The 26,347-nt window shown below is 60.2% G+C and carries 27 protein-coding genes; 25 read left to right on the top strand and 2 right to left on the bottom strand.

Annotated features, from left to right (window positions below):
* Positions 1 to 504: 504 nt before the first annotated feature.
* From R6G97_RS19155 to R6G97_RS19195, 9 genes are all read left to right on the top strand, one after another.
* On the top strand, positions 505 to 1,254 hold the full coding sequence (locus R6G97_RS19155) for an electron transfer flavoprotein subunit beta/FixA family protein (RefSeq protein WP_043211439.1): 750 nt from the start codon (positions 505 to 507) through the stop codon (positions 1,252 to 1,254).
* On the top strand, positions 1,255 to 2,184 hold the full coding sequence (locus R6G97_RS19160; RefSeq protein WP_043211437.1) for an electron transfer flavoprotein subunit alpha/FixB family protein: 930 nt from the start codon (positions 1,255 to 1,257) through the stop codon (positions 2,182 to 2,184).
* A 78-nt stretch (positions 2,185 to 2,262) separates the two neighbouring features.
* The gene (locus R6G97_RS19165) at positions 2,263 to 3,084 is read left to right on the top strand and encodes a substrate-binding periplasmic protein (protein ID WP_043211436.1); all 822 of its coding nucleotides are present in this window, start codon (positions 2,263 to 2,265) and stop codon (positions 3,082 to 3,084) included.
* Between the two features lie 7 nt (positions 3,085 to 3,091).
* Positions 3,092 to 3,445, top strand: coding sequence for a DUF4398 domain-containing protein (locus tag R6G97_RS19170; protein WP_043211434.1), 354 nt, complete (start codon positions 3,092 to 3,094; stop codon positions 3,443 to 3,445).
* Positions 3,442 to 4,251: an OmpA family protein gene (locus tag R6G97_RS19175; protein ID WP_043211433.1), complete on the top strand. Its 810-nt coding sequence runs from the start codon at positions 3,442 to 3,444 to the stop codon at positions 4,249 to 4,251. The genes R6G97_RS19170 and R6G97_RS19175 overlap by 4 nt, the downstream gene beginning before the upstream one ends.
* A 196-nt stretch (positions 4,252 to 4,447) precedes the next feature.
* Entirely contained in the window at positions 4,448 to 5,890 is a 1,443-nt protein-coding gene (locus R6G97_RS19180) for an aminotransferase-like domain-containing protein (protein WP_043211432.1), read from the top strand.
* A 64-nt stretch (positions 5,891 to 5,954) separates the two neighbouring features.
* On the top strand, positions 5,955 to 6,455 hold the full coding sequence (locus R6G97_RS19185) for a hypothetical protein (RefSeq protein WP_197853298.1): 501 nt from the start codon (positions 5,955 to 5,957) through the stop codon (positions 6,453 to 6,455).
* Positions 6,456 to 6,574: 119 nt separating this feature from the next.
* A complete protein-coding gene (locus tag R6G97_RS19190; protein ID WP_043211431.1) occupies positions 6,575 to 6,829 on the top strand; it encodes a YkgJ family cysteine cluster protein in 255 nt (84 codons plus the stop codon).
* A gap of 33 nt (positions 6,830 to 6,862) precedes the next feature.
* Positions 6,863 to 7,468 (top strand): START domain-containing protein, encoded by a 606-nt coding sequence (locus R6G97_RS19195; RefSeq protein WP_043211429.1) that lies wholly within the window; start codon positions 6,863 to 6,865, stop codon positions 7,466 to 7,468.
* Positions 7,469 to 7,575: 107 nt separating this feature from the next.
* On the opposite strand, the gene gltA is transcribed toward R6G97_RS19195, so the two are convergent.
* Entirely contained in the window at positions 7,576 to 8,865 is a 1,290-nt protein-coding gene (gene gltA, locus R6G97_RS19200; protein ID WP_043211428.1) for a citrate synthase, read from the bottom strand.
* 351 nt (positions 8,866 to 9,216) lie between these two features.
* Here gltA and sdhC point away from each other — a divergent pair, with 351 nt between their 5' ends.
* The 14 genes from sdhC (at position 9,217) to R6G97_RS19270 (ending at position 24,952) form a co-directional block, all read left to right on the top strand.
* Positions 9,217 to 9,603 carry a succinate dehydrogenase, cytochrome b556 subunit gene (gene sdhC, locus R6G97_RS19205; protein WP_023628897.1) on the top strand — a complete coding sequence of 129 codons (387 nt, stop codon included), beginning with the start codon at positions 9,217 to 9,219 and terminating at the stop codon, positions 9,601 to 9,603.
* A complete protein-coding gene (gene sdhD / locus R6G97_RS19210) occupies positions 9,597 to 9,965 on the top strand; it encodes a succinate dehydrogenase, hydrophobic membrane anchor protein (protein WP_043211427.1) in 369 nt (122 codons plus the stop codon). The genes sdhC and sdhD overlap by 7 nt, the downstream gene beginning before the upstream one ends.
* Positions 9,966 to 9,968: 3 nt before the next feature.
* Entirely contained in the window at positions 9,969 to 11,741 is a 1,773-nt protein-coding gene (gene sdhA / locus R6G97_RS19215) for a succinate dehydrogenase flavoprotein subunit (protein WP_043211425.1), read from the top strand.
* Positions 11,742 to 11,752: 11 nt separating this feature from the next.
* Complete coding sequence (locus R6G97_RS19220; protein ID WP_043211423.1) at positions 11,753 to 12,457, top strand: succinate dehydrogenase iron-sulfur subunit; 705 nt, start codon at positions 11,753 to 11,755, stop codon at positions 12,455 to 12,457.
* Between the two features lie 246 nt (positions 12,458 to 12,703).
* On the top strand, positions 12,704 to 15,535 hold the full coding sequence (locus R6G97_RS19225) for a 2-oxoglutarate dehydrogenase E1 component (RefSeq protein ID WP_043211421.1): 2,832 nt from the start codon (positions 12,704 to 12,706) through the stop codon (positions 15,533 to 15,535).
* A gap of 42 nt (positions 15,536 to 15,577) precedes the next feature.
* Entirely contained in the window at positions 15,578 to 16,798 is a 1,221-nt protein-coding gene (gene odhB / locus R6G97_RS19230) for a 2-oxoglutarate dehydrogenase complex dihydrolipoyllysine-residue succinyltransferase (RefSeq protein WP_317847373.1), read from the top strand.
* 96 nt (positions 16,799 to 16,894) lie between these two features.
* Positions 16,895 to 18,331, top strand: a complete 1,437-nt coding sequence (gene lpdA, locus R6G97_RS19235; protein WP_043211417.1) for a dihydrolipoyl dehydrogenase — start codon at positions 16,895 to 16,897, stop codon at positions 18,329 to 18,331.
* Positions 18,332 to 18,502: 171 nt separating this feature from the next.
* The gene (sucC, locus tag R6G97_RS19240) at positions 18,503 to 19,669 is read left to right on the top strand and encodes an ADP-forming succinate--CoA ligase subunit beta (protein WP_011534748.1); all 1,167 of its coding nucleotides are present in this window, start codon (positions 18,503 to 18,505) and stop codon (positions 19,667 to 19,669) included.
* Positions 19,669 to 20,553, top strand: coding sequence for a succinate--CoA ligase subunit alpha (gene sucD / locus R6G97_RS19245; RefSeq protein WP_043211414.1), 885 nt, complete (start codon positions 19,669 to 19,671; stop codon positions 20,551 to 20,553). Before sucC ends, sucD begins: the two co-directional genes overlap by 1 nt.
* Positions 20,554 to 20,677: 124 nt before the next feature.
* Positions 20,678 to 21,466 (top strand): hypothetical protein, encoded by a 789-nt coding sequence (locus tag R6G97_RS19250; RefSeq protein ID WP_317847374.1) that lies wholly within the window; start codon positions 20,678 to 20,680, stop codon positions 21,464 to 21,466.
* The gene (locus R6G97_RS19255) at positions 21,463 to 22,113 is read left to right on the top strand and encodes a hypothetical protein (protein ID WP_043211410.1); all 651 of its coding nucleotides are present in this window, start codon (positions 21,463 to 21,465) and stop codon (positions 22,111 to 22,113) included. Before R6G97_RS19250 ends, R6G97_RS19255 begins: the two co-directional genes overlap by 4 nt.
* Before the next feature lie 27 nt (positions 22,114 to 22,140).
* Positions 22,141 to 22,341 carry a hypothetical protein gene (locus R6G97_RS19260; protein WP_043211409.1) on the top strand — a complete coding sequence of 67 codons (201 nt, stop codon included), beginning with the start codon at positions 22,141 to 22,143 and terminating at the stop codon, positions 22,339 to 22,341.
* A 352-nt stretch (positions 22,342 to 22,693) separates the two neighbouring features.
* A complete protein-coding gene (gene brnQ / locus R6G97_RS19265; protein ID WP_043211407.1) occupies positions 22,694 to 24,007 on the top strand; it encodes a branched-chain amino acid transport system II carrier protein in 1,314 nt (437 codons plus the stop codon).
* Between the two features lie 195 nt (positions 24,008 to 24,202).
* Positions 24,203 to 24,952, top strand: coding sequence for a DUF599 domain-containing protein (locus tag R6G97_RS19270; protein WP_317847375.1), 750 nt, complete (start codon positions 24,203 to 24,205; stop codon positions 24,950 to 24,952).
* 61 nt (positions 24,953 to 25,013) lie between these two features.
* On the opposite strand, the gene R6G97_RS19275 is transcribed toward R6G97_RS19270, so the two are convergent.
* Complete coding sequence (locus R6G97_RS19275; protein ID WP_043211402.1) at positions 25,014 to 25,235, bottom strand: hypothetical protein; 222 nt, start codon at positions 25,233 to 25,235, stop codon at positions 25,014 to 25,016.
* Positions 25,236 to 25,393: 158 nt separating this feature from the next.
* Here R6G97_RS19275 and R6G97_RS19280 point away from each other — a divergent pair, with 158 nt between their 5' ends.
* A complete protein-coding gene (locus tag R6G97_RS19280; protein WP_043211400.1) occupies positions 25,394 to 25,870 on the top strand; it encodes a PaaI family thioesterase in 477 nt (158 codons plus the stop codon).
* Positions 25,867 to 26,325, top strand: a complete 459-nt coding sequence (locus R6G97_RS19285; RefSeq protein WP_090345916.1) for a PaaI family thioesterase — start codon at positions 25,867 to 25,869, stop codon at positions 26,323 to 26,325. The genes R6G97_RS19280 and R6G97_RS19285 overlap by 4 nt, the downstream gene beginning before the upstream one ends.
* The last annotated feature ends 22 nt before the right edge of the window (positions 26,326 to 26,347 follow it).

A 26,347-nucleotide genomic window follows, 5' to 3' on the forward strand; every position in this document is an offset into this window, starting at 1 on the left:
CTTTTTGGGTGATGGAGGGCCATGCACGACTGTATAAGCTGTAGCTTCGTGGATGACGGACTACACCGCTTTGTCTTGGCCGCGCATTATATCTACACCACTTGGTGGGTCCAATACAAACGTTTGTTTGAATTTGCCGGAGCCCAGTAAAATCACTGGAACGCGGCTGGAGGCTGGCCGATTTGCCGTATTGACCGGATTAGGTGTTACGGTCAAGATACGAGCGGTTTTACGCTCGCCGTAGGCTGACCGCCGGGCGCAGGTGTACCCCTAAAGACCAGGCATGGAGCAGGGTTTTCGGGCCGAATCCGGTTTTGTAGTGGAGTCTACACGCCACGACAGAAAATGACCCGTCGGTTTTGCCGGCGAAGTCGAAACAGGACTGTTCGGTCACAGGAAATTCCCCGCAGCCAGGAACGTTTTTAGAGGTGCCCTTGTACCCACGCGCAATCGCCGGGCATGCCCCAGGCGACATTCTTTTCACCGGAGAGTAACGAGGAATCCATGAAGGTTCTTGTAGCTGTCAAACGAGTGGTCGACTACAACGTCAAGGTTCGCGTCAAGGCGGACAACTCCGGCGTCGACCTTGCAAACGTCAAGATGTCCATGAACCCCTTCTGCGAAATCGCCGTGGAAGAAGCCGTACGCCTGAAGGAAAAGGGCGTTGCGACCGAGATCGTCGCCGTTGCCGTCGGTCCGACCGCTGCTCAGGAGCAGCTGCGTACCGCCCTGGCGCTGGGTGCCGATCGCGCCATCCTGGTCGAGACCGCCGAAGAGCTCAACTCCCTGGCCGTGGCCAAGGCGCTCAAGGCCATTGTCGATAAAGAGCAGCCACAGTTGGTCATCCTTGGCAAGCAAGCCATCGACAGTGACAACAACCAGACCGGCCAGATGCTGGCTGCGCTGACCGGCTACGCCCAAGGCACCTTCGCCTCCAAGGTCGAAGTGGCTGGCGACAAGCTCAACGTCACCCGTGAAATCGATGGCGGCCTGCAGACCGTCGCGCTGAACCTGCCGGCGATCGTCACCACCGACCTGCGTCTGAACGAGCCACGCTATGCGTCGCTGCCGAACATCATGAAAGCCAAGAAGAAGCCGCTGGAGACTGTCACTCCAGACGCGCTGGGCGTCTCCACCGCTTCCACCACCAAGACCCTGAAAGTCGAAGCCCCGGCTGCTCGCAGCGCGGGTATCAAGGTCAAGTCGGTGGCTGAACTGGTCGAGAAACTGAAGAACGAGGCGAAGGTAATCTAAATGACTATCCTGGTTGTCGCTGAACACGAAAACGGTGCCGTTGCCCCGGCTACCCTGAACACTGTTGCCGCTGCCGCCAAGATCGGTGGGGATATCCATGTGCTGGTCGCAGGCCAGAACGTCGGTGGTGTCGCTGAAGCTGCCGCCAAGATCGCTGGCGTTGCCAAGGTACTGGTCGCTGACAATGCCGCCTACGCTCACGCGCTGCCGGAAAACGTAGCGCCGCTGATCGCCGAGTTGGGCAAGGGCTACAGCCACGTGCTGGCTCCGGCCACCACCAATGGCAAGAACATCCTGCCACGCGTCGCCGCGCTGCTGGACGTCGACCAGATCTCCGAGATCATCTCGGTCGAGTCTGCCGACACCTTCAAGCGCCCGATCTATGCCGGTAACGCCATTGCTACCGTGCAGTCCAGCGCTGCGGTCAAGGTCATCACCGTGCGTACCACCGGCTTCGATGCCGTGGCCGCCGAGGGTGGTTCGGCTGCTGTCGAGGCCGTTGGTGCCGTGCACGACGCTGGCAAGTCTGCTTTCGTTGGTGAAGAGCTGGCCAAGTCCGACCGTCCTGAGCTGACCGCTGCCAAGATCGTCGTTTCCGGCGGTCGCGGCATGGGCAACGGTGACAACTTCAAGCATCTGTACGCCCTGGCCGACAAGCTCGGCGCTGCTGTCGGTGCCTCGCGTGCCGCGGTCGACGCAGGCTTCGTGCCCAACGACATGCAGGTCGGCCAGACCGGCAAGATCGTTGCGCCGCAGCTGTACATCGCCGTCGGTATCTCGGGCGCGATCCAGCACCTGGCGGGCATGAAGGACTCCAAGGTGATCGTTGCGATCAACAAGGACGAAGAAGCACCGATCTTCCAGGTCGCCGACTACGGCCTGGTCGCCGACCTGTTCGAGGCGGTTCCAGAGCTGGAAAAGCTGGTCTGATCCGGCGGCTTCACTTATAAAGAAGCCCGGCCCTCCGAAACGAGGGCCGGGCTTTTTTCTGGCTGCAAGGAGTAGGGCATGGAGTTTCGCAAAGCGGGCAGGGTGCTGGCCTGCATGGCGGCGTTGTCGGCGCCATGGACAATGGCAGCAGGCAAGTGCGAACGCCTGGTGGCGACTGGCAGCCCGGATGCTCCGCCGTATTCCTGGCAGGATCCGAAAGATCCTCGGCATCTGATCGGTGCCAATGTCGACCTGCTGCGTCAGGTCGCCGCCGAGCTTGGGGTGTCGGTCGAAGTGCTGCACGCCGGCAAGCGCGACCAGGCGCTGGAGGAAGTGCGCAGCGGGCGTATGGACCTGTTGATCGATACGCCCATGCAGGTCGAACAGTTGACCGCCCTGGACTACATCCATCCGCCGTTGCAGCTCAACGAGTACCTTGTCTGGACTCGTCATGACGCCACGTTGGTCTTCGACGGGCCGGCGGACCTTGCCCAGTACCAAGGCAGTATTTCCGAGCGGGCTCGCCTGACTCCGGCTTTCGAAGCCTTCGCCAAGGCCCAGCTCAAGCTGGCCCCTGCGCAGAACCTGACTCAGGCCTTCCAGAAACTGGTACTGGGCCAGGTCGATTATGTGCTGGCCGGGCGCTATTCGGGCATGGGCATGGTCCAGAGTCTGGGGATGGGCAATGACTTGATCGCCCGAGGCTTGCCGGTGGACCGCCCAGGCCTGTACCTCGCTGTGTCGCACAACTCGGCCTGCAATGACGCCTGGCTGCGCGGACAACTGGCAAAAAAACTGACAGAATTGCCGATCTCCGGGGTGTCCCAGGCTGTGCTGCAGCGCAATGTCGAGCGCTGGAAGGCGCAGATGCAGGCGCCTCTGGATGCCCCTAAACAGTAGGAATGCAATGAGAACCCAACCACTGATCCTTGCCTTGGCCATGCTCGGCCTGGCTGGCTGTGCCAACGATCCTGCGCCCAACGAGCAGATGCGTCTGTCCGAGCAGGCCCTGGAGCAGGCCAAGGCCGTCGGTGCCACCGAGCAGGTGGCGGAATTGAAACTGGCCGAAGACAAACTGGCGAGAGCCAAGACCAACATGGCCACCGAGGATTACCGTGACGCGCGCATGCGCGCCGAGCAGGCCGAGCTGGATGCGCGCCTGGCCGAGGCTCGGGTGTTGACCCAGAAGAGCGAAGAGCAGCTTCAGGTCGTGCAGGCGCGGGTCAAGCGCCTTCGCAAGCAACTGGAGGTCCAGCCATGATGCGTCGCCAATCAATGGCTGCACTGGCGCTGATGGCGCTGGTCGGGTTGCAGGGTTGCGCGAGCCAGCGCAGCGAGTCGGCGCTCGATGAAGCGGCGGTCGCCTTCCAAAAGGTCAAGGATGACGCCGATGTGCTGCGCAGCGCGCCGCGCGATGTGATTCGTGCTGGTGAATCCCTGGCGCGTGCCGAGCGTCTCTCGAGCTACATCGGCACCGGGTCCGACGTGCGTCACTACGCCTATTTGAGCAAGCGCTACAGCGAGATCGCGGCCGAGCATGCCAAGTTGGCCCTCAATCAAGAGCGTCTGGCCAAGCTCGACCTGGAGCGCCAGCGCTTGCAGCTGGGTCTGCGCGAAGCCAAATTGGCCAGCGTCCAACAGCAGGGTAAGTGGGTCGAAGCGCAGATCGCGGCCATGGCCTCCGAGCAAAGCGATCGTGGCTTGGTGATGACGTTGGGCGATGTGCTGTTCGACACTGGTCGCGCCGAGCTCAAGACCTCTGCCAGCCGCACGGTGCTCAAGCTCGTCCAGTTCCTGCAGCTCAATCCTCGTCGTGTGGTGCGGGTCGAAGGGTATACCGACAGTACCGGACTGCCCGAGGATAACCTCGCGCTATCGCGGGATCGTGCCCAGGCCGTGGCTGATATGTTGATCGACCTGGGTGTAGACGAAAAACGCATACAGGTCGAAGGCTATGGCGACCAGTATCCGATCGACGCCAATGCGTCCGAGCGGGGCAGGGCGCAGAACCGTCGGGTCGAAATCGTCTTTTCCGACGACAAGGGCAAGCTCGCGCCAGCGCGTTGAAGCCGGGCGTTCTTGTAGGTTTTTGGCTATCTCGTTCGTCGGTAACGGGCGGGTTTGTTGATTCTGTGATTGTTACCTCACTGTATTGTTGACTATTCTCCAATCTGTCCCAGTACACTTCGTAACTGTTACGGTATTCTGACTCGGCTTTGAGTCGCACAAGAACAACGAACCCGTCCGCGTTTCGAGAGCCGCCATGACCAACCTGCTGTTGTACCAGCGCATTGCCCAGCAACTGGCCGATGACATCCGCCGAGGTGTCTACCAGCCTGGTGAGCGTGTGCCCTCCGTGCGCAAGATGAGCGCCCAGCTCAACGTCAGTCATGCCACGGTGCTGCAGGCCTATGCCAATCTGGAGGATCAAGGCCTGATCCGCGCGCGGCCGCAGTCCGGCTACTACGTGCACCAGACCCCGGCACTCACCGCACAGACCCCTGATATCGCCCGGGTCGAGCGGCCGGGCCTGGTCACTCGTGCGAGCATCATCCAACAGGTGCTGACCGAGGCGCGACGAGACGGAGTTTTCCCCTTTGGTGCGGCAGTCCCGCACGTTGACTATTTGCCGGTGCGGGCTCTGCATCAGCAATTGGCCAAAGTGACGCGCTTTCACAGCCCGCGCGCCTTCAGTTACATGTTCAGTCCTGGCTTCGAGCCACTGCGCCGGCAGATAGCCATTCGTATGCGTGACGCCGGGGTGCTGGTCGATCCGCGTGAGGTGGTGGTGACCCATGGTTGCGTCGATGCCCTGCAAATGTCGTTGCGGGTACTGACTCGCCCAGGCGACCTGATCGCTGCGGAGTCGCCCACCTATTATGGATTGCTGCAATTGGCCGACTTGTTGGGGCTCAAGGTCATCGAGATTCCGAGTGACCCGTCGACCGGCATCAGTCTAGAGGCCTTACAGTTGGCTGCCAACCAATGGTCAATCAAGGCCCTGGTGTTGACCCCGCGTCTGAGCAATCCCTTGGGGGGCACGATCCCTGAGGATCGGCAAAAGCAGCTGTTGCGTCTGGCCTCGGACTTCGATATCCAGATCGTCGAGGACGACATCTATGGCGAACTGATGTTCGAGCAAGGCCGGACCAAGGCGCTCAAGGCATTCGATCGTCTGGATCGGGTCATCTACTGCTCAAGCTTTTCCAAGACCCTTTCGCCTGGAGTGCGGGTAGGTTGGATGATTGCCGGTCGTTACCAGGACGAGATCCAGCGGCTGCAGACCTTCACCACCCATTCGGCGTGCAGCGTCACCCAGATGGGTGTGGCCGCCTATCTGGAAAACGGCGGATATGACCGCCACCTGCGGTACATCCGCCAGGAGTACCGCAAGAACCTCAGCGCCTATCAGTTGGCCGTGCAGCAGCATTTTCCTGAAGGTACGCAGATGACCCGGCCTACGGGAGGATTCATTCTCTGGGTGAGCCTGCCTGGGAGGGTCAACACCCAAGATCTGCATGTGCGGGCGTTGGAGCAAGGCATCAGCATCGCGCCGGGGCTTATCTTCAGCAACACCGAGCAGTTCAACCATTGCATTCGGCTCAACTGCGGCATTCCATGGAACAAGGAGGCCGAGCGTGCAGTGATCACGCTGGGTCTGCTGGCTCATCAGTTATGCAAATCGTCGACAGGATCACTGTTGTAAATCTTGCCAGTGGCGTTCGGAACAGAGAGCATACGCACACTTTTCCAGCACGCTCCTGATGTCCATGAAAGCGCTTCGCTCTTTTGTCCTACTCCTTTGCCTGGCGCCGTTGTGCCTGTCCGCTGCTATGGCACACGCCACGCAGCCGGCGGCCAAAGCGTCTGCGACGCAAACCAAGCCGGCGGCCAAGCCAGTACGCAAGCAGGCGGCGAACAAGGCCGGCAAAGTCGCGAGCAAGACGCCGGGCAGGGGCAAGGCCAAGCCGTCCGGCAAGGTAGTGCGCAAAAAACCTTTGACCAAGGCGGTCGCCAAGCCGTTGCCCAAGCCAAAGCTAGACCTGAGTTTGCCTGCCGCGATGGTCGAAGAACTCAAGCCAGAGGTGGGTGATCCGGTGATGCGGCGCAAGCCTTTGCTGCCGTCCATGTTTCCGCAAAAGCCAGTCAGCGATGACAGTCCCTTCCAACTCAATGGGCGCCTGATCAACAACGAAATGCAGTTACAGCTGCGCAACGACAGTCGTCATGATGTGGAGGGCGCTGCTATCGATTTCGAGTTTCGTCAGTAGGTGTTCCAACTGACTGCCGGGTCACGGCAGATTTCATCCGATCCGCAATTTCAAACATATGTTTGAGCGGTTACTATCCAGGGACGTTCGTCCCGTTTTGCTCGTGGGAGTCCTGTTTCATGAAATGCCGAGAGGGCTGCGGCGCATGCTGCATTGCCCCATCCATCAGCTCGCCGATGCCGCGCATGCCCCAGGGCAAGCCAGCTGGCGAGCGGTGCCTGCACCTGACCACTGACAACCTCTGTGAGTTGTTTGGCAAGCCTGAGCGGCCGGCGGTGTGTGGTGGGTTCAAGGCGGACGTGGAGGTGTGCGGCAATGATCGCGACGAGGCGATCAGGATTCTCGGCTGGTTGGAGCAAATGACGGCGGCGTAACAGGTTGGATCTTCGACAACAAGGAACAAAACGATGAGATCGATCAAGCGTATTGCACTGCTGTGTGGCGTCGGTGTTCTGCTGTCGCCGGCTGCCTGGGCCGAGAACTGGCAGGTGGCCAAGGATGAGGACGGCATCAAGGTGTCCCTCAGTGAAGTGCCGGGTTCGAAGTACAAAGCCTATCGCGGCGTGACCTTGATCAAGGCGCCGCTGGCCAAGGTCAAGGCTTTGCAGGAGGACACCGTAGGTGCCTGCAAGTGGATTCATGAGTGCGAGTCGCAAAAGCTGCTCAAGCAGGATGGCGCGCAGAGCTGGACCTATACTCGTTTCAATACGCCCTGGCCGGTGACGCCGCGTGATTCGATCCTTCACGTGACCACCACCGAGGAGGCTGACGGCAGCCTGGTCCGAAAGCTCGAGGAGGACCCCAAATACCTGCCGGAGGAAAAGGGCTATGTGCGTGTGGCACAGGTCCAAGGCTTCTGGAAGCTGGTGCCCAAGGGTGACAGCACCGAGGTTACCTACCAAGTGCACACCGAGCCTGGAGGCAGTGTGCCGTCCTGGCTGGCCAACAAGTTTGTGGTCGACGCGCCGTTCAATACCCTCAAGGGGTTGCGCGACAAGGCTGAAAAGCCCTGAGTCTGATGGCAGGCATGCCCGCGAAGCGGTGAGCAGCGGTCTATCGGTTGCTGCGCTATAAAAAAGGCTGCCCAAGGGCAGCCTTTTTTACGTTCGGCTCGAAGAGCTTACTTGCGGTCTTTCAAGTCAACGATGTCACGCTGCTCGTGGCCAGTGTACAGCTGGCGCGGACGGCCGATCTTGTACGGGCTGGAGAGCATCTCCTTCCAGTGCGAGATCCAGCCGACGGTGCGTGCCAGGGCGAAGATCACGGTGAACATGCTGGTCGGAATGCCGATCGCCTTCAGGATGATGCCGGAGTAGAAGTCGACGTTCGGGTACAGCGAGCGCTCGATGAAGTACGGATCGGTCAGTGCGATCTCTTCCAGGCGCATCGCCAGTTCGAGCTGCGGATCGTTCTTGATGCCCAGTTCGCTCAGCACCTCGTCGCAGGTCTTCTTCATCACGGTGGCGCGTGGGTCGCGGTTCTTGTAAACGCGGTGACCGAAGCCCATGAGCTTGAACGGATCGTTCTTGTCCTTGGCCTTGGCGATGTACTTGTCGATGTTGGAGACATCGCCAATTTCATCGAGCATGGTCAGTACGGCTTCGTTGGCGCCGCCGTGGGCCGGACCCCACAGTGCAGCGATGCCGGCGGCGATACAGGCGAACGGGTTGGCGCCCGAGGAGCCCGCCAGGCGCACGGTGGAGGTAGAGGCGTTCTGCTCGTGGTCGGCGTGGAGGATGAAGATCCGGTCCATTGCCTTGGCCAGCACCGGGCTGATCGGTTTGATCTCGCACGGCGTGTTGAACATCATGTGCAGGAAGTTTTCCGCGTACGACAGGTCGTTGCGCGGATACATCATCGGCTGGCCCATGGAGTACTTGTAGACCATCGCGGCCAGGGTCGGCATTTTTGCGACCAGGCGCACCGCAGAGATCTCGCGATGCTGCGGGTTGTTGATGTCCAGGGAGTCGTGATAGAACGCCGACAGGGCGCCGACCACGCCGCACATCACCGCCATCGGGTGAGCGTCGCGGCGGAAGCCGTTGAAGAAGGATTTCAGCTGCTCGTGAACCATGGTGTGGTTCTTCACGGTGCTGACGAACTGGGCCTTCTGCTCGGCGTTCGGCAGTTCGCCGTTGAGCAGCAGGTAGCAGGTTTCCAGGTAGTCCGATTTTTCGGCGAGCTGTTCGATCGGGTAGCCGCGGTGCAGCAGGACACCCTTGTCGCCATCGATGTAGGTGATCTTCGACTCGCAGGACGCAGTCGCCATGAAACCGGGGTCGAAGGTGAAGTGACCAGTAGCCCCCAACCCGCGGACGTCGATAACATCGGGACCAACGGTGCCGGTTAAAATGGGCAGCTCGACGGGGGCAGCGCCCTCGATGACCAACTGCGCTTTTTTGTCAGCCATGTGGCCTCCTATTAATGCTTGAAATCATCAGACAGACCCCCCACGCAGGGCCCGCACCACTATAGAGGGATAAATTCGAATGTCAATTTGCCTAAAGGCTGGTTGAAACACCCTCTGAGCCCTGATTTTTCACGAAATTCTCGCCCATTTACGCCTTTTGTTCGCTAAAGGCAATGCGCTATTTGGGCTAGCCCCTCACGTTGTCATAAGCAGCCTAACTGTCTATACTCCGCAACCGACCGCCAGGGGCTTGCAAGCCCGTTCCGCTGGGGGTCGTCGCTCCCTGGGTGGTGGGTACCTGACCAGTACACTTACCAACAACTTTGCCCTGTTAGCTAGGGGCTCTTCAGTGTGAAAAAAGCCGTGAAAAGCCAACGACCTGTAAACCTAGACCTAAGGACCATCAAACTCCCGATCACCGCGTACACGTCCATTCTTCACCGTATCTCCGGCGTCATCCTGTTCCTTGGCCTGGCCATCATGCTTTACGCATTGGGCAAGTCGCTGGGTTCCGAGGAGGGCTTTGCCGAGGTGAAGGCGTGTCTGACCAGTCCGCTGGCCAAGCTGGTGACTTGGGGCCTGCTGTCCGGCCTGCTGTACCACCTCGTTGCAGGTGTACGCCACCTGATCATGGACATGGGTGTCGGTGAGACGCTAGAGGGCGGCAAGCTGGGCTCGAAAATCGTGATCGTCATCTCCGTGGTGCTGATCGTTCTGGCGGGAGTTTGGGTATGGTAACTAATGTCACGAACCTGTCGCGTTCGGGCCTCTATGACTGGATGGCGCAGCGCGTATCTGCGGTCGTTCTCGCGGCTTACTTCATTTTCCTGATCGGCTACGTCGCCGTTCACCCGGGTCTCGACTATGCCCAGTGGCACGGTCTGTTCTCCAACAACGCGATGCGTATCTTCAGTCTGCTGGCACTCGTTGCCCTGGGCGCTCACGCCTGGGTCGGCATGTGGACCATTGCCACCGACTACCTGACGCCGATGTCCTTCGGCAAGTCGGCGACTGCGATTCGTTTCCTGTTCCAGGCTGTGTGCGGCGTTGCGATGTTCGCGTACTTCGTCTGGGGTGTGCAGATTCTCTGGGGTATCTGATCCATGGCTAGCATTCCAACCATTTCTTTCGACGCCATCATCATCGGTGGCGGCGGTGCCGGCATGCGCGCTGCGCTGCAGCTGGCCCAGGGCGGTCATAAGACTGCCGTAGTCACCAAGGTCTTCCCGACCCGTTCGCACACTGTATCCGCCCAAGGCGGCATCACCTGCGCCATCGCTTCGGCCGACCCGAACGACGACTGGCGCTGGCACATGTACGACACCGTCAAAGGTTCCGACTACATCGGTGACCAGGACGCTATCGAGTACATGTGTCAGGAAGGTCCTGCTGCGGTCTTCGAACTGGACCACATGGGTCTGCCGTTCTCGCGTACCGAAACTGGGCGTATCTACCAGCGTCCGTTCGGTGGCCAGTCCAAGGACTTCGGCAAGGGTGGCCAGGCCGCCCGTACCTGCGCCGCTTCCGACCGTACCGGTCACGCGCTGCTGCACACCCTGTATCAGGGCAACCTGAAAGCAGGCACCACCTTCCTCAACGAGTACTATGCCGTTGATCTGGTGAAGAACCAGGACGGCGCTTTTGTCGGCGTGATCGCGATCTGCATCGAAACCGGCGAAACCCTGTACATCAAGTCCAAGGCTACCGTACTGGCCACTGGCGGTGCGGGCCGTATCTACGCCTCGACCACCAACGCCCTGATCAACACCGGTGACGGTGTCGGCATGGCCCTGCGTGCCGGCGTGCCGGTGCAGGACATCGAAATGTGGCAGTTCCACCCGACCGGCATCGCCGGTGCCGGTGTACTGGTCACCGAGGGTTGCCGCGGCGAGGGTGGCTACCTGATCAACGCCCACGGCGAGCGCTTCATGGAGCGTTACGCGCCGAACGCCAAAGACCTGGCTGGTCGCGACGTCGTCGCCCGTTCCATGGTCAAGGAAATCATCGCCGGCAACGGCGTGGGCCCGAACAAGGACCACGTGCTGCTGAAGCTCGACCACCTGGGCGAGGAGGTGCTGCACAGCCGCCTGCCAGGTATCTGCGAACTGTCCAAGACCTTCGCTCACGTTGACCCTGTGGTCGCGCCGGTTCCGGTCATCCCGACCTGCCACTACATGATGGGTGGTATCGCCACCAACATTCATGGCCAGGCCATCACCATGGACGCCGAAGGCAAGGATCAGATCATCCCAGGCCTGTTCGCTGTAGGTGAAGTGGCTTGCGTATCGGTTCACGGTGCCAACCGTCTGGGCGGCAACTCGCTGCTGGACCTGGTGGTCTTCGGCCGTGCAGCTGGTCTGCACCTGGAGAAGGCGCTGACCGAAGGCGTCGAATACCGCGACGCCAGCGACACCGACGTCGACGTAGCCCTGAACCGCCTGAACAAGCTCAACGAGCGCACCACTGGCGAAGACGTTGCCAGCCTCAAGCGCGAGCTGCAGAGCTGCATGCAGAACTACTTCGGTGTATTCCGTACTGGCGAATACATGCAGAAGGGTATCGCTCAGCTGGCTGGTCTGCGCGAGCGTATTGCCAACGTCAAGATCAACGACAAGTCCCAGGCCTTCAACACCGCGCGTATCGAAGCGCTGGAGCTGCAGAACCTGCTGGAAGTCGCCGAAGCTACCGCCATCGCGGCCGAAGCCCGTAAAGAGTCTCGCGGTGCTCACGCCCGTGAAGACTACGAAGACCGTGACGACGAGAACTGGCTGTGCCACACCCTGTACTACCCGGGTGAGAAGCGCGTTGCCAAGCGTGGCGTCAACTTTGCGCCGAAGACAGTTCCTGCCTTCGAACCGAAAGTCCGGACTTACTAAGGGTGGCCGCTATGTTGCAAGTCGAAGTTTATCGTTACAACCCGGATACCGATTCGGCGCCGAAGATGCAGACCTTCCAGGTCGATACCGGTGGCAAGGATCTGATGGTCCTGGACGTGCTGGCACTGATCAAGGAGCAGGACGAGGGCTTCTCGTACCGTCGCTCCTGCCGTGAAGGCGTTTGCGGTTCCGATGGCATGAACATCAATGGCAAGAACGGCCTGGCCTGCATCACTCCGCTGTCGTCGGTGGTCAAGGGCAACAAGCTCGTTCTGCGCCCGCTGCCGGGTCTGCCGGTCATTCGTGACCTGGTCGTCGACATGAGCATCTTCTACAAGCAGTACGAGAAGGTGAAGCCGTTCCTGCAGAACGACACGCCGGCCCCGGCCATCGAGCGTCTGCAGTCGCCGGAAGACCGCGACAAGCTGGACGGTCTGTACGAGTGCATCCTGTGCGCTTGCTGCTCGACCTCCTGCCCGTCGTTCTGGTGGAACCCGGACAAGTTCCTGGGCCCCGCCGCGCTGCTGCAGGCCTACCGCTTCCTGGCCGACAGCCGTGATACCAAGACTCAGGAGCGCCTGGCGTCCCTGGATGACCCGTTCAGCGTATTCCGCTGCCGCGGGATCATGAACTGCGTAAACGTTTGCCCGAAAGGTCTGAACCCGACCAAGGCAATCGGTCACGTACGTAACATGCTGCTGCAAAGCGGCACCTGATTCAAAAATGTTGCACCTGCAGTAAGCCGAGGTGCGGGCGCTGAGCCCGCACCAAGGTAAAACCCGAGCAAGGGCCTACAAAGCCCGCGCTCATTACCTATGAAGATATGAGACCAGCAGGGGCTTCCGGGCTGGTACCCGGAAAATCAGCAGGATCCAGGTGGCGTGGTTCAGTCGCTGTGTTCGGACTTTTCCAGGTTTGCTGTGGCTTTTGCCGATCAGTCCCCTAACCGAGGGTGACCAAGCATGCAAGAAAGCGTGATGCAGCGCATGTGGGAAAGCGCCCACCTTTCAGGTGGTAACGCTGCATATGTGGAAGAGCTTTATGAGCTCTACCTGCACGACCCTAACGCTGTGCCAGAAGAGTGGCGCACCTACTTCCAGAAGTTGCCCGCCGACGGCAGCACCGCTACCGATGTATCGCACTCTACAATCCGCGACCATTTCGTACTGCTGGCAAAGAACCAGCGCCGCGCCCAACCGGTATCCGCCGGGAGCGTGAGCAGTGAACACGAGAAGAAGCAGGTTGAAGTTCTGCGACTGATCCAGGCCTATCGTATGCGCGGCCATCAGGCTGCCAAGCTCGACCCGTTGGGGTTGTGGCAGCGTCCTGCGCCCGTAGACCTGTCGATCAATCACTACGGCTTGACCAATGCCGACCTTGATACGACCTTCCGTACCGGTGACCTGTTCATCGGCAAAGAGGAAGCGAGCCTACGCGAAATTTTCGATGCGCTGCAGAAGACATATTGTCGCACCATCGGCGCCGAGTTCACCCACATCGTCGATTCCGAGCAGCGCAGCTGGTTCCAGCAGCGTCTGGAAAGCGTTCGTGGCCGTCCTGAATTCTCCGCTGACGTGCAGACTCACCTGCTCGAGCGCGTCACCGCGGGCGAAGGCCTGGAAAAGTACCTGGGCACCAAGTACCCGGGGACCAAGCGTTTCGGCCTCGAGGGCGGCGAAAGCCTGATCCCGATGCTGGACGAAATGATCCAGCGCTCCGGCTCCTACGGCACCAAGGAGGTCGTGATCGGCATGGCCCACCGCGGCCGCCTGAACGTGCTGGTCAACACCTTCGGCAAGAACCCGCGCGAGCTGTTCGACGAGTTTGAAGGCAAGAAGATGAACGAGCTGGGCTCCGGTGACGTGAAGTATCACCAGGGCTTCTCCTCCAACGTGATGACCCCCGGTGGCGAAGTCCACCTGGCCATGGCGTTCAACCCCTCCCACCTGGAAATCGTCTCGCCGGTGGTGGAAGGTTCGGTGCGCGCCCGCCAGGACCGTCGCAACGACACCGTGGGTGACAAGGTTCTGCCGATCTCGATCCACGGTGACGCTGCGTTCGCCGGTCAGGGCGTGGTCATGGAAACCTTCCAGATGTCGCAGACTCGCGGTTTCAAGACCGGCGGGACCGTGCACATCGTGATTAACAACCAGGTTGGCTTCACCATCTCCAACCCGCTGGACTCGCGCTCCACCGAGTACGCTACCGACGTCGCCAAGATGATCCAGGCGCCGATCCTGCACGTGAACGGCGATGATCCGGAAGCGGTGCTGTTCGTCACTCAGCTGGCTATCGACTATCGCATGCAGTTCAAGCGTGACGTGGTCATCGACCTGGTCTGCTATCGTCGTCGCGGCCACAACGAGGCCGACGAGCCGAATGGTACCCAGCCTCTGATGTACCAGCAGATCAGCAAGCAGCGCACCACCCGTGAGCTGTATGCCGACGCGTTGATCCAGGCTGGTCGCATCGATGCCGAGCGCGCCCAGGCCAAGATCGACGAGTACCGCAACGCCCTGGACAACGGTCTGCACGTGGTCAAGAGCCTGGTCAAGGAGCCGAACCGCGAGCTGTTCGTCGACTGGCGTCCGTACCTGGGCCATGCCTGGACTGCGCGTCACGACACCCGCTTCGACCTCAAGACCCTGCAGGACCTGTCGGCCAAGCTGCTCGAGCTGCCGGAAGGCTTTGTCGTCCAACGTCAGGTCGCGAAGATCTACGAAGACCGCCAGAAGATGCAGGCCGGTGGCTTGCCGATCAACTGGGGTTACGCAGAGACCATGGCTTACGCCACCCTGCAGTTCGAAGGTCACCCGATCCGCATGACCGGCCAGGACATCGGTCGTGGCACCTTCTCGCACCGCCATGCGGTGTTGCACAACCAGAAGGACGCCAGCACCTACGTACCGCTGCAGAATCTATTCCCGGGCCAGCCGAAGTTCGAGCTGTACGACTCCTTCCTGTCGGAAGAGGCGGTACTGGCCTTCGAATATGGCTACTCCACCACCACGCCGAACGCGCTGGTGATTTGGGAAGCCCAGTTCGGTGACTTCGCCAACGGTGCCCAGGTCGTGATCGACCAGTTCATCACCAGTGGCGAGCACAAGTGGGGTCGTCTGTGCGGCCTGACCATGCTGCTGCCGCATGGCTATGAAGGCCAGGGTCCCGAGCACTCCTCGGCGCGTCTGGAGCGTTACCTGCAGCTGTGCGCCGAGCACAACATCCAAGTCTGCGTACCGACCACTCCGGCTCAGATCTACCACCTGCTGCGCCGCCAGGTCATCCGTCCGCTGCGCAAGCCGCTGATCGTCCTGACGCCTAAGTCGCTGCTGCGCCACAAGCTGGCCGTCTCGACCCTGGAAGATCTGGCCGAAGGTTCGTTCCAGACCGTGATCCCGGAAATCGACACTCTCGATCCGGCCAAGGTCGAGCGCCTCGTGCTGTGCAGCGGCAAGGTCTACTACGATCTGCTGGAAAAGCGCCGTGCCGAAGGCCGCGAAGACATCGCCATCGTGCGTATCGAGCAGCTGTATCCGTTCCCTGAGGACGACCTGGTGGAAATCCTGGCGCCTTACACCAACCTCAAGCACGCGGTCTGGTGTCAGGAAGAGCCGATGAACCAGGGCGCCTGGTACAGCAGCCAGCATCACATGCGCCGTATCCTGACCCGCCACAACAAGGCGCTGGTCCTGGAATACGCCGGTCGCGACGCTTCCGCCGCGCCAGCCTGTGGCTACGCTTCGATGCACGCCGAGCAGCAGGAAAAACTGCTGCAGGATGCTTTCACTGTCTAACGCCTTCGCGCACCTGAAACCGAATTTAAGGAAACACTGATAATGGCTATCGAGATCAAAGCCCCAACCTTCCCGGAATCGGTCGCCGACGGCACCGTTGCCACCTGGCACAAGAAGCCGGGCGATGCCGTCAAGCGTGACGAGCTGATCGTCGACATCGAGACCGACAAGGTCGTCCTGGAAGTTCTGGCCACCGCCGACGGCGTGCTGGGCGACATCGTCAAGGGCGAGGGCGATACCGTCCTGTCCGACGAAGTCCTGGGTTCGATCGTTGAAGGTGGCGCTGCCGCCGCCGCGCCTGCCGCCGCCCCGGCCGCTGCTGCTCCGGCTGCCGCTGTCGCCGACGCTGGCGAAGAAGACCCGATCGCCGCTCCAGCCGCTCGCAAGCTGGCTGAAGAGAACGGCATCGATCTGGCTTCGGTTGCCGGCACCGGTAAAGGTGGCCGCGTCACCAAGGAAGACGTGGTTGCCGCCATCGCCAACAAGAAGGCCGCGCCTGCCGCCGCTCCGGCTGCCAAGCCTGCCGCTGCTGCTGCGCCACTGGTCACTGCCGCAGGCGATCGCACCGAGAAGCGTGTGCCGATGACCCGTCTGCGCGCCAAGATCGCCGAGCGTCTGGTCGAAGCCCAGTCGAGCATGGCCATGCTGACCACCTTCAACGAAGTGGACATGACCGAAGTCATGGCCCTGCGCTCGAAGTACAAGGACCTGTTCGAGAAGTCCCACAACGGCGTACGCCTGGGCTTCATGTCGTTCTTCGTCAAGGCTGCCACCGAAGCACTGAAGCGCTTCCCGGCCGTCAACGCCTCGATCGATGGCAACGACATCGTCTACCACGGTTATGCTGACGTCGGCGTTGCCGTCTCCAGCGACCGCGGCCTGGTGGTTCCTGTCCTGCGCAACGCCGAATCGATGTCGCTGGCCGAGATCGAGAACGGCATCGCCACCTTCGGCAAGAAGGCCCGCGAAGGCAAACTGGCCATCGAAGAGATGACTGGCGGTACCTTCACCATCACCAACGGTGGTACCTTCGGCTCGATGATGTCGACCCCGATCGTCAACCCGCCGCAGGCTGCCATCCTGGGCATGCACAACATCATCCAGCGTCCGATGGCGATCAACGGCCAAGTGGTCATTCGCCCGATGATGTACCTGGCGCTGTCCTACGATCACCGCCTGATCGATGGCAAGGAAGCGGTAACCTTCCTGGTGACCATCAAGAATCTGCTGGAAGATCCGGCTCGTCTGCTGCTGGACATCTAATCGCGCAGCTGCAAGCTGCAAGCGGCAAGCTTCACGTCGAAGCTTGCCAGTCTTGCGGCTTGCAACTTGCCGCTTGAAGCTAAAAAGGAATCTTTTATGACCCAGAAATTCGACGTAGTGGTGATTGGTGCAGGTCCTGGCGGCTACGTGGCCGCGATCAAGGCTGCTCAGCTCGGCCTCAAGACCGCCTGCATCGAGAAATACACCGACGCCGAGGGCAAACTGGCCCTGGGCGGTACCTGCCTGAACGTGGGTTGCATTCCTTCCAAGGCCCTGCTGGACAGCTCCTGGAAGTACAAGGAGGCCAAAGAGAGCTTCAACGTCCACGGTATCTCCACTGGCGAAGTGAAGATGGACGTTGCTGCGATGGTTGGCCGCAAGGCTGGCATCGTCAAGAACCTGACCGGTGGTGTCGCCACCCTGTTCAAGGCCAACGGTGTTACCTCTATCCAAGGTCACGGCAAACTGCTGGCTGGCAAGAAAGTCGAAGTCACCAAGGCTGACGGCACCACCGAAGTCATCGAAGCCGAGAACGTGATTCTGGCCTCCGGCTCGCGTCCGATCGACATTCCGCCTGCTCCGGTCGACCAGAAAGTCATCGTCGATTCCACCGGCGCCCTGGAATTCCAATCGGTACCGAAGCGTCTGGGCGTCATCGGCGCAGGCGTGATCGGTCTGGAGCTGGGTTCGGTATGGTCCCGCCTGGGTGCCCAGGTGACCGTCCTGGAAGCCTTGGACACCTTCCTGATGGCCGCTGACACCGCGGTTTCCAAGGAAGCCCAGAAAACCCTGACCAAGCAAGGCCTGGACATCAAGCTGGGCGCTCGCGTGACCGGCTCGAAGGTCAATGGCGAAGAAGTCGAAGTCACCTACACCGACGCCAACGGCGAGCAGAAGATCGTCTTCGACAAACTGATCGTGGCCGTGGGCCGTCGTCCGGTGACCACCGACCTGCTGGCTGCCGACAGCGGTGTGACCATCGACGAGCGTGGCTACATCTACGTCGACGACTACTGCGCGACCAGCGTACCGGGCGTGTACGCCATCGGTGACGTGGTCCGTGGTCTGATGCTGGCGCACAAGGCCTCGGAAGAGGGCATCATGGTCGTCGAGCGCATCAAGGGCCACAAAGCCCAGATGAACTATGACCTGATTCCGTCGGTCATCTATACCCACCCGGAAATCGCGTGGGTCGGCAAGACCGAACAGGCCTTGAAGGCCGAGGGCGTTGAGGTTAACGTGGGCACCTTCCCGTTCGCGGCCAGCGGCCGTGCGATGGCAGCCAACGATACCGGCGGTTTCGTCAAGGTCATCGCCGATGCCAAGACCGACCGTGTCCTGGGTGTTCACGTGATCGGCCCATCGGCTGCCGAGCTGGTTCAGCAAGGCGCGATCGCAATGGAATTCGGCACCAGTGCCGAGGATCTGGGCATGATGGTCTTCAGCCATCCGACCCTGTCCGAAGCGCTGCATGAAGCAGCGCTGGCTGTGAATGGCGGCGCCATTCACGTCGCCAACCGTAAGAAGCGTTAATTATAAGAAACCACGGCGGGCTGCCCGTCGTGGGTCTTGCGTGCAAGACTCACCGCGGAACGTCCGCCGGACCGGATCACACGGGAAACCCGGGGTCAACGGTCACAGGTGGTGCGGCGCCAGTGATGGCGCAGCGCCGAAGCGCAGTACCTAACGAAGACGGTAAAAAGCATGAATCTTCACGAGTATCAGGGTAAACAGCTGTTCGCTGAATACGGCCTGCCAGTTTCCAAGGGTTTCGCAGTCGATACCCCTGAGCAAGCTGCAGAAGCCTGCGACAAGATCGGCGGTTCCGAGTGGGTCGTAAAGGCCCAGGTCCACGCTGGTGGTCGCGGTAAGGCGGGCGGCGTCAAGCTGGTTCGCAGCAAGGAAGACGCCAAGGCGTTCGCTGCACAGTGGCTCGGCAAGAACCTGGTCACCTACCAGACCGATGCCAACGGTCAACCAGTTTCCAAGATCCTGGTCGAATCCTGCACTGACATCGCCAAAGAGCTGTACCTGGGCGCTGTAGTCGATCGTTCGAGCCGCCGTATCGTGTTCATGGCTTCCACCGAAGGTGGCGTGGACATCGAGAAAGTCGCTCACGAAACTCCCGAGAAGATCCTCAAGGCTACCATCGATCCGCTGGTCGGCGCTCAGCCGTTCCAAGGTCGTGAACTGGCGTTCCAGCTGGGTCTGGAAGGCAAGCAAGTTCAACAGTTCGCCAAGATCTTTGTTGGCCTGGCCAAGCTGTTCAAGGATCACGATCTGGCCCTGCTGGAAGTGAACCCGCTGGTCATCAAGGCCGACGGCGACCTGCACTGCCTCGATGCCAAGATCAACATCGACGCCAACGCCATGTACCGTCAGCCAAAGCTGAAGACCTTCCACGACCCGTCCCAGGACGACGCCCGTGAAGCCCACGCTGCCAAGTTCGAACTGAACTACGTTGCCCTGGAAGGCAACATCGGCTGCATGGTCAACGGTGCCGGTCTGGCCATGGGTACCATGGACATCGTCAACCTGCACGGCGGCAAGCCGGCCAACTTCCTCGACGTTGGCGGTGGTGCTACCAAAGAGCGCGTTACCGAAGCGTTCAAGATCATTCTGTCCGACAGCAATGTCGCGGCCGTTCTGGTCAACATCTTCGGCGGCATCGTTCGTTGCGACATGATTGCCGAAGGCATCATCGGTGCAGTGAAAGAAGTCGGCGTTAAAGTTCCGGTCGTCGTTCGCCTCGAAGGCAACAACGCCGAACTGGGCGCTAAAGTACTGGCAGAAAGCGGTTTGAACATCATTGCGGCAACCAGCCTGACCGACGCTGCTCAACAAGTTGTCAAAGCTGCGGAGGGCAAGTAATGAGCGTCCTGATCAATAAAGACACCAAAGTCATCTGCCAGGGCTTCACCGGCTCGCAGGGTACTTTCCACTCCGAACAAGCCATCGCCTACGGCACCAAGATGGTTGGCGGCGTAACCCCAGGCAAGGGTGGCACCACCCACCTGGGCCTGCCGGTGTTCAACACCGTGAAGGAAGCGGTTGAGGCCACCGGCGCCGAAGCTTCGGTCATCTATGTTCCGGCTCCGTTCTGCAAAGACTCGATCCTGGAAGCTGCCTTTGGTGGCATCAAGCTGATCGTCTGCATCACCGAGGGTATTCCTACCCTCGACATGCTGGACGCCAAGGTCAAGTGCGACGAGCTGGGTGTACGCCTGATCGGCCCTAACTGCCCAGGTGTCATCACCCCGGGCGAGTGCAAGATCGGCATCATGCCAGGCCACATCCACCTGCCAGGCAAGGTCGGTATCGTTTCCCGTTCCGGCACCCTGACCTACGAAGCGGTCAAGCAGACCACCGACGCAGGTTTCGGTCAGTCGACCTGCGTTGGTATCGGTGGTGACCCGATCCCAGGCTCCAACTTCATCGATATCCTGAAGCTGTTCCAGGAAGATCCGCAGACCGAAGCGATCGTTATGATCGGTGAAATCGGCGGTTCTGCTGAAGAAGAAGCCGCGGCCTACATCAAGGCCAACGTGACCAAGCCTGTCGTTTCCTACATCGCCGGCGTTACCGCGCCTGCGGGCAAGCGCATGGGCCACGCTGGCGCCATCATCTCCGGTGGCAAGGGTACTGCTGACGAGAAGTTCGCCGCCCTCCAGGACGCTGGTGTCAAAACCGTGCGTTCCCTGGCTGACATCGGCAAGGCGCTGGCCGAGCTGACCGGTTGGGAAATGAAGAAGTAATACGCTTTACCCCCCACGCGCACAAAGGCCACCCTCGGGTGGCCTTTGTCGTTTCAGGGGATTACTTCCATCTTAATGACGTTACCCATGTCAGAGATCATCCCGCTCGAGATCAGAAGAGCGGATGAAAGAAAACTTCATGGAAGCATTGCTGAGTAGGAAACCCGAACCGGCCGTCCTGTTGGAACAGGTGAGGTGTACCGACATGCGTGCATTCGTCAACGCCGCATGGCAGGGTTTTGACCAACGCATGAAAGACCAGGGCGAGCCTGGGAGCAAGGCCATGTTGTGTGGCACGGTCGCTCATTTCAGTGAGCGTCTACGACTCAATGCCCCACATGAACCTGTTGCACTGGATGTCACGCGGGTGCGCTCGACAGCGGATCATCTGTATTCCACTTCGGGTTACAGCATCTGGTTTGCACCCCAGGGCTTCGAATACCCCCTATGGCTGTTCAACCGCGAATCCGACCGCCTGTGCAACGGTGTGAAGGTGGAGGTGACACCCCAAGCGCCCGTGCTTGTAGACGGTGCTTGTAAGGTGGTGGCGCTATGCCCAGATGAACGGTCAGAGCGTCTGGTCTTCAGCTTGAACCTGCCAAACCCCGGCAGTGACATCGAGGTGTTCGACCGCACCACGCTGGCACGTATCGCCTGGTTTCCGGCCGATCCGCAGGTTTCGCGCTTTCTTGTGTGGCTCGATGCACTCCAGCGCATCGAGGATCCGTATCTGGAAGCTGTGGCAGGTGAGCTGATCTATCACCACCATTCGGCTGTCCGTTGGCGGGCTTTCGAGGTGTTGATGAGATTGGCTCCAGGGCATCTTGAGCATTATCTGAAGGTCCTTCGCTCACTATCCGACCCTGCACTCGACGACATGCTGTCGAACTACCTTGGGCAGGGGGCGGCATGAAACTGGATACATTCATCGAGCGACTCGAGCAGCGGGATCTTGAGCGAGAGCAGGACGCGATCAGCGCCGACCTTCTGGCGCTTGCGCAGAATCGCAGCCTGCTTGGGGAGTGCATGTATGAGCACATCCAGCAACACGCCTTCAGCCGCGGGGAGCAGGTGTACAGCCCGTACGGTTTTGCGTTGCATGCCTCGCAGTACGTCTCCCTGCGAATGACCTGCTGGTTGCCGGCCCAAGCGCAGGCTGAGCGGCAAACCTTCATCTATGGCGTGCCACATACCCACGATTTCGAACTGTATGCCGTGGGTTATCAAGGCTGCGGCTACCGAACCATGAAGTACCCGATACTCAATGCAGCGCAGGTCGACGCGCGGACCAGGCCTGTACTGGGTGAGCCTGAAGAAGTTCGCTTGAGCCCAGGCAAGCTCCTACATATGCGTGCCTTTGAGGACCTGCATTATCAGATTCCTCCCGAGGAGTTTTCCCTGTCGTTGGCATTGATGGTCGCTGTTCCTGCCGCGAGCCGAAATGGGCGGCAGGAGTGGTGTTTCGATGAGGAACTGCGGCCGATCTATTCGGGGCTTGGTTCGCAAGAGCAGCATATACACCAGCGCATCCAGGCGCTGTGGCAAGCACATCAATCCTGATGTAAACCGTGAAAAAGGTAGAAAGTCATGCACAAACCTGTTTGGGCGCAAGCCCGTCTATACAGCGCCGGTAGCGAAACCTTGCCGCAGACCGGCGTCGACTCCGAAATTTTTTGTTCCGGTGACGGTGGCTTTTACACCGGGCCACGCTACAACTTTGGCAACATTCACGAAATCAAACGCTTTTGGCAGAGCGTTGGGATAGACGCGGCTGACAAACCGCTTTGAGGAATGACCTGCCGAGGACAAGCCGGCGTTTTCGGCAGGTTTGTGTAACTTGTAAGAAAAATCGATCGATTTGATAGGGATTTTAAGGCAGACGGGCTTGATCCTATCTGCCAGCATTAACCGCGTCACAGAGTCACCCAGACGACAAGAACATACGCACATCGGACAAGCAGGCCTGTGCCAGTGCGTTTGCCGGGTAAAACGGTTAACCTACGCGTTCACTCTGTGCCCGTCCCCCAAAAGGGAACGACACGCTAAACGGGTCTGGCCTATCAAGCCGGGCAGCATTTTCCCATACCCCTGGGGAAATCCCTTCTCGAACCCCGATTTCAGCAGTGTGGTACTACCCTAAATGAAAGTGTTGAAAGGCCAGGATATCCTGGCGCTTGGCTTTATGACGTTTGCGCTTTTCGTCGGCGCGGGCAACATCATCTTCCCGCCTATCGTTGGTTTGCAATCCGGTCCACATGTCTGGATGGCAGCCCTTGGCTTCCTCGTCACCGCTGTGGGTCTGCCGGTCATCACCGTGGTTGCCCTGGCCAAGGTCGGCGGCGGCATGGACGCCCTGAGCAGCCCGATCGGCAAGTTCTTCGGCGGCCTGCTGGCGGCCGTGTGCTACCTGTCGGTGGGCCCGTTGTTCGCCACCCCGCGTACAGCTACGGTCTCGTTCGAGGTCGGTGTGGCACCGCTGACGGGTGAGAGCCCGCTCGCGCTGTTCATCTATAGCCTGATCTACTTCATCGTGGTGCTGGCCGTGTCGATGTATCCGGGTAAGCTGCTCGATACCGTCGGCCGGTTCCTGGCCCCGTTGAAGATCATCGCCCTGGCCGTGCTGGGCATCGCTGCCTTCGCGCTGCCGGCCGGCACCATCGGTGAGGCGCAGCCGGCCTACGTGGCCGCGCCGTTCTCCCAGGGCTTCATCAATGGCTATCTGACCATGGACACCCTGGGTGCGCTGGTCTTCGGTATCGTCATCGTCAATGCCATCCGTTCGCGCGGTGTGGAGTCGCCGAAACTGATCACCCGTTACGCCATCATCGCTGGCCTGATCGCTGGTGTGGGCCTGGCGCTCGTGTACATCAGCCTGTTCCGATTGGGTGCCGGCAGCCATGACATCGCCATGGGTGCGACCAACGGCGCTGCGGTCCTGCATGCCTACGTGCAGCACACCTTCGGCTCGCTGGGCAGTGGCTTCCTCGCGGTGCTGATCGCACTGGCATGCCTGGTGACCGCCGTGGGCCTGACCTGCGCCTGTGCCGAGTACTTCAGCCAGATCCTGCCGCTGTCCTACCGTGCACTGGTAGTGATCCTGGCCGGCTTCTCGCTGCTGATCTCCAACCTCGGCCTGACCAAGCTGATCCTGTTCTCGATCCCGGTTCTGACCGCCATCTACCCGCCCTGCATCGTTGTGGTGGGCCTGAGCTTCGTCAAAGAGCTTTGGAACTCGCCGGTGCGCATCCTGGCGCCGGTAATGCTGGTGTCGCTGCTGTTCGGCATGGTCGATGCCATCAAAGGCAGCAACCTGGCGCACATGCTGCCGGACGCCATGGCCCATCTGCCGCTGAGCGATCAGGGCCTGGCCTGGCTGGTGCCGTCGGTCATCACCCTGGGCTTGGCCGTTGCATGCGATCGCATGCTGGGCAAGCCCCGCGAGGCGCTGGCCTGATACGTTGAAGCCAGAGCGCTGGCGCCGGCCACAAGCCAAAGGGCGCCAGCCGATGGTCAAAACGCCAACCCCGTGTCCATTCGGATACGGGGTTTTTTGTTGCTACGTTTTGTTTCCAGAGCGTGTCTTTTCTGGCCGCCGTGCGTCGAAAAGCGGACTTCAATATTCTCAGGACTTGAACGATCAGGAGCCTGCATGAGCTTCATTCACAGCAATCTGAGCCACTGGGTTGCGGCCTGCTGGTTCGCCCTCTGTTGGGGTGGCTACACCCGTTATGCGATTTGGAAAGGGCGCGACACCGCGTGCCTGGCCAGCGTGCTGCACTTGTACCGGGAGGACTGGATGCGCCGCATGTTGTTGCGTGACAACCGCATCGCCGATGCCAGCGTGATCGGCAATCTGGAGCGCAACGCCTCGTTCTTCGCCTCCAGTACGCTGATCATCCTTGCCGGTATCCTCACCGTGCTCGGGGCATCGGACCGCGCGCTGTCGTTGCTGGCCGACCTGCCTCTGGTGCAGCAGGCGTCCCAAGGCATGTCGGAAATCAAGCTGCTGGGGCTGGCAATGGTGTTCGTCTATGCCTTCTTCACTTTTAGTTGGTGTATGCGCCAGTACAACTTCGCCGCAGTTCTGGTGGGTTCTGCGCCCATGATCGGTGAGCGACAAGTCAGTGAGTTGGAGCGCAAGGCATTTGCATCTAGAGCGGCGCGGGTATTATCACTGGCAGCCAACCAGTTCAACTTCGGGCTGCGTTCGTATTACTTCGGAATGGCCATGCTGGCCTGGTTCATCAGCCCTTGGTTGTTCATGGTCACCAGTGTCTGCGTGGTGCTGATTCTCTATCGCCGGGAGTTTCATTCCGATGTGCTCGAGGTAATGGTATTCACGCCCACCGAGCCGGTGGCCGGGGAGGGGCTCAAAGAGCCTGCCAGCCCGGCTAGCTGACCCCTTCCCTGAACGCCAGGCATAAAAAAACCCGACAGTGTCGGGTTTTTTTACGTGCTGCTTACTGCTTGGCCGGCTCTTCGCTTGGAGCGGTTTCCGGAGCAGGAGTGGCTTCCGGAGCTGGGGTAGCAGGGGCGGCTTCTGGAGCCGGGGTAGCTGGGGCAGCTTCAGGGGCGGCTTGCTCGGTCTTGGTTTCCGGAGCCTTGTTTTCGCTCGCCTTGTCGCAAGCGGCCAGGCCCATGGCAGCGGCCAGCATCAGGGCAAAAGCAAAAGGTTTACGCATGGGGTGTCTCTCCTTGGTGGAATAACTTACTTGTTCCATTCGAGCTCAAGTAAGTGGAATAAGTTCCGCGAAGATTACAGATATATATAGCGTGGATCCAGATAGACTTTTCCTCGGATTTGTGCAGAGTGAATAGCCTCACAAAAACAGGTTGCCCCATGACAGATACAGACCTGCGGGCCATGGCCGAACGCTTTCTGTCCGCATTGAAACATTGTCAGTTATTGCGGATGCGAGTCCACCACGCCGATGCCGAAGGCATGACACTGGTGCTGCCTTGGTCTGCGGCCATCGTCGGCAATCCGCAGACCGGCGCGGTGCACGGCGGAGCCCTGACCACGCTGATGGACACCACCTGTGGCATGGCCACCTTGTGCGCCCTGCCGCGCTTCGAGGTCTGCCCGACGCTGGACCTTCGCATCGACTACATGCACCCGGCCGAGGCAGGCAAGGATATTCACGGCCATGCGCAGTGCTACCGGGTGACTCGCGACGTGATCTTTACCCGCGGCACTGCCTACCAGGACGATCCGTCACGCCCGATTTGTCATGTGGTCGGCACCTTCATGCGTCTGGGGCAGGAGGTCAAGGGCGGCATCCGCTTCGGCAACAGCCTCAAGGAGGAGAGGTCATGATTCCTGCTGATGTTCGTCTCCAGCTCAACGAAGCCCACGCCGTCGGCAATTACCAGCCTTTGCTGAGGCTGATTCCCTACGCCGGACTCATCGGCATCGAGTGCGAGCGCCAGGGTGATGACTTACTGTTTCGTCTGCCGGCGAACCAGGACAACATTGGCAATCCCTTGCTGCCCGCGATCCATGGCGGGGTGATCGCAGGCTTCATGGAGCTCTCCGCGGCCCTTTACCTACTGATCTACAGTGAGAGCGCCAGCATTCCCAAGATCATCGATTTCTCCATCGATTACCTGCGGGCCGGGCACTATCGCGACACGTTCGCGCGTTGTCAGCTCTGGCGCCAGGGGCGTCGGGTGACCAACGTCGCCATCACCGCCTGGCAGGCCGACCCCGACTCACCGATCGCTACCGCGCGTGCTCATTTCAAGATTGAACCGGAAAAGCCCTTGAAATAGTCAGGCCAGCCCCCATCTGCTG

This window comes from Pseudomonas sp. HTZ2 (assembly GCF_033173945.1).
Lineage (GTDB): Bacteria > Pseudomonadota > Gammaproteobacteria > Pseudomonadales > Pseudomonadaceae > Aquipseudomonas > Aquipseudomonas guariconensis.

Excerpts from the sequence above, each read along its gene's own strand:
- sdhA (WP_043211425.1), top strand. The coding sequence starts at position 9,969 with ATGGCTAGCATTCCAACCATTTCTTTCGACGCCATCATCATCGGTGGC.
- R6G97_RS19185 (WP_197853298.1), top strand. The coding sequence starts at position 5,955 with ATGAAAGCGCTTCGCTCTTTTGTCCTACTCCTTTGCCTGGCGCCGTTG.
- R6G97_RS19285 (WP_090345916.1), top strand. The coding sequence starts at position 25,867 with ATGATTCCTGCTGATGTTCGTCTCCAGCTCAACGAAGCCCACGCCGTC.
- R6G97_RS19220 (WP_043211423.1), top strand. The coding sequence starts at position 11,753 with ATGTTGCAAGTCGAAGTTTATCGTTACAACCCGGATACCGATTCGGCG.
- gltA (WP_043211428.1), bottom strand. The coding sequence starts at position 8,865 with ATGGCTGACAAAAAAGCGCAGTTGGTCATCGAGGGCGCTGCCCCCGTC.
- R6G97_RS19180 (WP_043211432.1), top strand. The coding sequence starts at position 4,448 with ATGACCAACCTGCTGTTGTACCAGCGCATTGCCCAGCAACTGGCCGAT.
- R6G97_RS19190 (WP_043211431.1), top strand. The coding sequence starts at position 6,575 with ATGAAATGCCGAGAGGGCTGCGGCGCATGCTGCATTGCCCCATCCATC.
- R6G97_RS19175 (WP_043211433.1), top strand. The coding sequence starts at position 3,442 with ATGATGCGTCGCCAATCAATGGCTGCACTGGCGCTGATGGCGCTGGTC.
- R6G97_RS19165 (WP_043211436.1), top strand. The coding sequence starts at position 2,263 with ATGGAGTTTCGCAAAGCGGGCAGGGTGCTGGCCTGCATGGCGGCGTTG.
- lpdA (WP_043211417.1), top strand. The coding sequence starts at position 16,895 with ATGACCCAGAAATTCGACGTAGTGGTGATTGGTGCAGGTCCTGGCGGC.
- brnQ (WP_043211407.1), top strand. The coding sequence starts at position 22,694 with ATGAAAGTGTTGAAAGGCCAGGATATCCTGGCGCTTGGCTTTATGACG.
- R6G97_RS19170 (WP_043211434.1), top strand. The coding sequence starts at position 3,092 with ATGAGAACCCAACCACTGATCCTTGCCTTGGCCATGCTCGGCCTGGCT.
- sdhD (WP_043211427.1), top strand. The coding sequence starts at position 9,597 with ATGGTAACTAATGTCACGAACCTGTCGCGTTCGGGCCTCTATGACTGG.
- R6G97_RS19160 (WP_043211437.1), top strand. The coding sequence starts at position 1,255 with ATGACTATCCTGGTTGTCGCTGAACACGAAAACGGTGCCGTTGCCCCG.
- R6G97_RS19270 (WP_317847375.1), top strand. The coding sequence starts at position 24,203 with ATGAGCTTCATTCACAGCAATCTGAGCCACTGGGTTGCGGCCTGCTGG.
- sucD (WP_043211414.1), top strand. The coding sequence starts at position 19,669 with ATGAGCGTCCTGATCAATAAAGACACCAAAGTCATCTGCCAGGGCTTC.
- R6G97_RS19255 (WP_043211410.1), top strand. The coding sequence starts at position 21,463 with ATGAAACTGGATACATTCATCGAGCGACTCGAGCAGCGGGATCTTGAG.
- sucC (WP_011534748.1), top strand. The coding sequence starts at position 18,503 with ATGAATCTTCACGAGTATCAGGGTAAACAGCTGTTCGCTGAATACGGC.
- R6G97_RS19250 (WP_317847374.1), top strand. The coding sequence starts at position 20,678 with ATGAAAGAAAACTTCATGGAAGCATTGCTGAGTAGGAAACCCGAACCG.
- R6G97_RS19155 (WP_043211439.1), top strand. The coding sequence starts at position 505 with ATGAAGGTTCTTGTAGCTGTCAAACGAGTGGTCGACTACAACGTCAAG.
- R6G97_RS19225 (WP_043211421.1), top strand. The coding sequence starts at position 12,704 with ATGCAAGAAAGCGTGATGCAGCGCATGTGGGAAAGCGCCCACCTTTCA.
- R6G97_RS19275 (WP_043211402.1), bottom strand. The coding sequence starts at position 25,235 with ATGCGTAAACCTTTTGCTTTTGCCCTGATGCTGGCCGCTGCCATGGGC.
- R6G97_RS19260 (WP_043211409.1), top strand. The coding sequence starts at position 22,141 with ATGCACAAACCTGTTTGGGCGCAAGCCCGTCTATACAGCGCCGGTAGC.
- R6G97_RS19195 (WP_043211429.1), top strand. The coding sequence starts at position 6,863 with ATGAGATCGATCAAGCGTATTGCACTGCTGTGTGGCGTCGGTGTTCTG.
- R6G97_RS19280 (WP_043211400.1), top strand. The coding sequence starts at position 25,394 with ATGACAGATACAGACCTGCGGGCCATGGCCGAACGCTTTCTGTCCGCA.
- odhB (WP_317847373.1), top strand. The coding sequence starts at position 15,578 with ATGGCTATCGAGATCAAAGCCCCAACCTTCCCGGAATCGGTCGCCGAC.